Origin of the sequence: Helicobacter sp. UBA3407 (genome assembly GCF_949747025.1) — a bacterium.
Taxonomy (GTDB): domain Bacteria; phylum Campylobacterota; class Campylobacteria; order Campylobacterales; family Helicobacteraceae; genus Helicobacter_D; species Helicobacter_D ganmani.
The window spans coordinates 1-2,503 of the sequence record NZ_CATKCB010000174.1; the positions used below are offsets into that span (position 1 = coordinate 1).

General features: G+C 35.3%; 6 protein-coding genes. All 6 read left to right on the forward strand.

The genetic code is table 11. The annotated features are described in order from the left end of the window. The first annotated feature begins 3 nt into the window (after positions 1-3). Positions 4-93 carry a flagellar basal body-associated FliL family protein gene (locus Q1553_RS06580; RefSeq protein ID WP_300842838.1) on the forward strand — a complete coding sequence of 30 codons (90 nt, stop codon included), beginning with the start codon at positions 4-6 and terminating at the stop codon, positions 91-93. Beyond that, the gene (gene acpS / locus Q1553_RS06585; protein ID WP_115551688.1) at positions 93-452 is read left to right on the forward strand and encodes a holo-ACP synthase; all 360 of its coding nucleotides are present in this window, start codon (positions 93-95) and stop codon (positions 450-452) included. The genes Q1553_RS06580 and acpS overlap by 1 nt, the downstream gene beginning before the upstream one ends. 69 nt (positions 453-521) lie before the next feature. Then, entirely contained in the window at positions 522-1,076 is a 555-nt protein-coding gene (gene maf, locus Q1553_RS06590; RefSeq protein ID WP_115551687.1) for a septum formation inhibitor Maf, read from the forward strand. After that, positions 1,073-1,273 (forward strand): cbb3-type cytochrome oxidase assembly protein CcoS, encoded by a 201-nt coding sequence (ccoS, locus tag Q1553_RS06595; RefSeq protein ID WP_115551686.1) that lies wholly within the window; start codon positions 1,073-1,075, stop codon positions 1,271-1,273. Before maf ends, ccoS begins: the two co-directional genes overlap by 4 nt. Next, entirely contained in the window at positions 1,273-2,232 is a 960-nt protein-coding gene (locus Q1553_RS06600) for an NAD(P)-binding domain-containing protein (RefSeq protein WP_115551685.1), read from the forward strand. Before ccoS ends, Q1553_RS06600 begins: the two co-directional genes overlap by 1 nt. A gap of 90 nt (positions 2,233-2,322) precedes the next feature. After that, on the forward strand, positions 2,323-2,503 hold a 181-nt coding region (gene rpmB, locus Q1553_RS06605), incomplete at its 3' end, for a 50S ribosomal protein L28 (protein ID WP_300842837.1).

The following is a 2,503-nucleotide window of genomic DNA, read 5'->3' on the forward strand; positions in this document are numbered from 1 at the left end:
AAGTTGAAAGAAGAAATTATAGAACGCTTGAACGAATTTTTGGTAGATGGTAGAGTTGTTAATATCTTTTTTACTGAATTTGTAGTGCAATAATGTTTGATGTGGGAGTAGATATTGTCAAAATTCAGCGCATAGAATCTTTACTAGCAAAATTTGGAGAAAAAGGATTGCAAAAATTCTTAAATTATTCTGAAATACAAATTGCTAAAAATCCTCAAAGTCTTGCAGGATTTTGGGCGGCAAAAGAAGCTTGTGCAAAGGCATTAAAATGTGGAATCGGAAAGGAATTGGGATTCCACGATATATGGATTTCCAAGAACCAAAAGGGTGCTCCGCTCTTGCATTTAAGTAATGAAAAAATGGAATATTTTAACCTCCATTCTCTAAGCCTTTCTCTTTCTCATGATGGCGGATTTGCTATTGCGGTTGTGGCGGTTAGTTTTAAAAATTAATGAATCTTATTAAAATATAATTTTAATAAGATTATAATTTTAAGTTTATCTTGAGGTGTAAGGAATTTTATGTTGCGCTTATGTTCTGCTTCCAAATCACGAAAGCAAATTTTAGAAGCGCATAGGATTCCTTTTGTTCAATGTGATAATGGGTTTGATGAGGAGCAGTTGCCTTTAGATAAGCCCAAATCTTTTGTCTATCAAGCGGCACTTGGCAAACACAAAAGCGCGTTAGATCTTTATGGGTTAGAATCACCGCTTTTGATTGTAGATAGCGTGATTGATTGTGGCGGAGTTTTACAACGCAAGGCGAAAAATAAAGCAGAAGCAAGTGTGTTTTTGGAATCGCAAAATGGTAAAAGTTTGACGATTCTAACTTGCGCAATTTTGCATTGTGAGCAGTTTTTCTATATGGATTTAAGCCAGACTTATTTTGAGCTTTTTCCTTTTGCTCCACAAGATTTAGAATCTTATTTGCAAAGTGGTTTGTGGGCAAATAAGGCAGGCGCAGTAATGATAGAAGGTTTCCATCAAAACTATCTTAAGCGACAAGTTGGTGCAACCTCTAATGCGATGGGATTGCATATAGAATCCCTTTTGCCTTTTTTAAGGAAAATGCTATGAATACAACAATGGTTGCCGTAATGCTTGCGACAAGTATTGTGATTGGATTAATCGGTCTGATTGCTTTTTTGTGGGGCTTAAAAAGTGGGCAATTTGATGATGAAAAAAAAATGATGCAAGGCGTTTTGTTTGATAGTGAAGAGGATTTGCGCCACGCAGCAAGGGATAATTCAAAAAAGAATTCAAAGGATAATTAATGAAAGAAATTTATGATATTGCAATTGTAGGTGGCGGTCCGGGTGGAATCGCATCGGCAGTAGAATCAATGGTTTTAGGTATTAAAGATGTCATTTTGTTTGAAAAGGGCGAGGGGCATTCTACCACGATTCGCAAGTTTTACAAAGATAAAAAACGCGTAGATAAAGATTACAAAGGACAAAAAGTTGAGTTGAATGGGAACATTTATTTTTGCGATGGCACAAAGGAAAGCACTCTAGATTTATTTGATAAAATCATTCAAGAAAATGGTTTTGAAGTACAATTTCAGACAGAAGTGGAATCTATCAAAAAAGAAAAGGATTATTTTCTTATTTATACTGCCAAAAATACGCAATTTAAAGCGAAATTTGTTGTGATTTCTATCGGAAAAATGGGGCAACCTAACAAACCAAGCTATGCGATTCCAAATAGTATTAAAAATCTCGTCAATTTTAATGCAAATAGTTGTGTAGATGGTGAGAATATTTTAGTTGTTGGTGGAGGAAATTCCGCGGTAGAATATGCGTGTGTGCTTAGTGAAACGAATCCTGTAACTTTAAATTATCGTAGGAAAGAATTTGCAAGAATCAATGAGACAAATCAGGAAAACTTGGATTTGTGTTTTACAAATGGCAAAATTCAGCCCAAACTCGGCGTAGATATTGAAAGCTTAGAAGACCAAGAGGGCAAAGTAAAGGTTAATTTCACCGACGGAACAAGTGCAATATATGAACGTGTAATTTATGCAATTGGAGGAATAGCTCCTGTAGATTTCTTGCGCAAATGTGGTGTAGAATTAGATGCTGATGGTGTTCCTCTCACAGATGACAAACATCAAAGTTCAGTTGAGGGCGTTTATATTGCGGGAGACATTTTATACAAAAATGGTGGTTCTATTGCAGCTGCACTTAATCACGGCTTTGATATTGTGCAGGAAATCAAAAAACAGCTAAATTAAGAGAATTTAAACTTTCTATTATTTAGTTTGAGATAGAATCCAAAGTTTATTTATTGGCAATTTTAATTTTAAGATTTAAAAGGTTAGGAAATGGCAAGAAAATGTTTTTTTACAGGTAAAGGTCCAATGGTTGGCAATAATGTAAGCCACGCAAACAATAAGACGAGAAAGCGATCTTTGCCGAATCTAAGAACCGTGAGAATTAAATTAGAAGACGGCAGGACAATGAAAGTAAGAATCGCAGCTTCCACATTGCGCACTATGAAAAAAC

Excerpts from the sequence above, each read along its gene's own strand:
- Q1553_RS06600 (WP_115551685.1), top strand. The coding sequence starts at position 1,273 with ATGAAAGAAATTTATGATATTGCAATTGTAGGTGGCGGTCCGGGTGGA.
- maf (WP_115551687.1), top strand. The coding sequence starts at position 522 with ATGTTGCGCTTATGTTCTGCTTCCAAATCACGAAAGCAAATTTTAGAA.
- acpS (WP_115551688.1), top strand. The coding sequence starts at position 93 with ATGTTTGATGTGGGAGTAGATATTGTCAAAATTCAGCGCATAGAATCT.
- ccoS (WP_115551686.1), top strand. The coding sequence starts at position 1,073 with ATGAATACAACAATGGTTGCCGTAATGCTTGCGACAAGTATTGTGATT.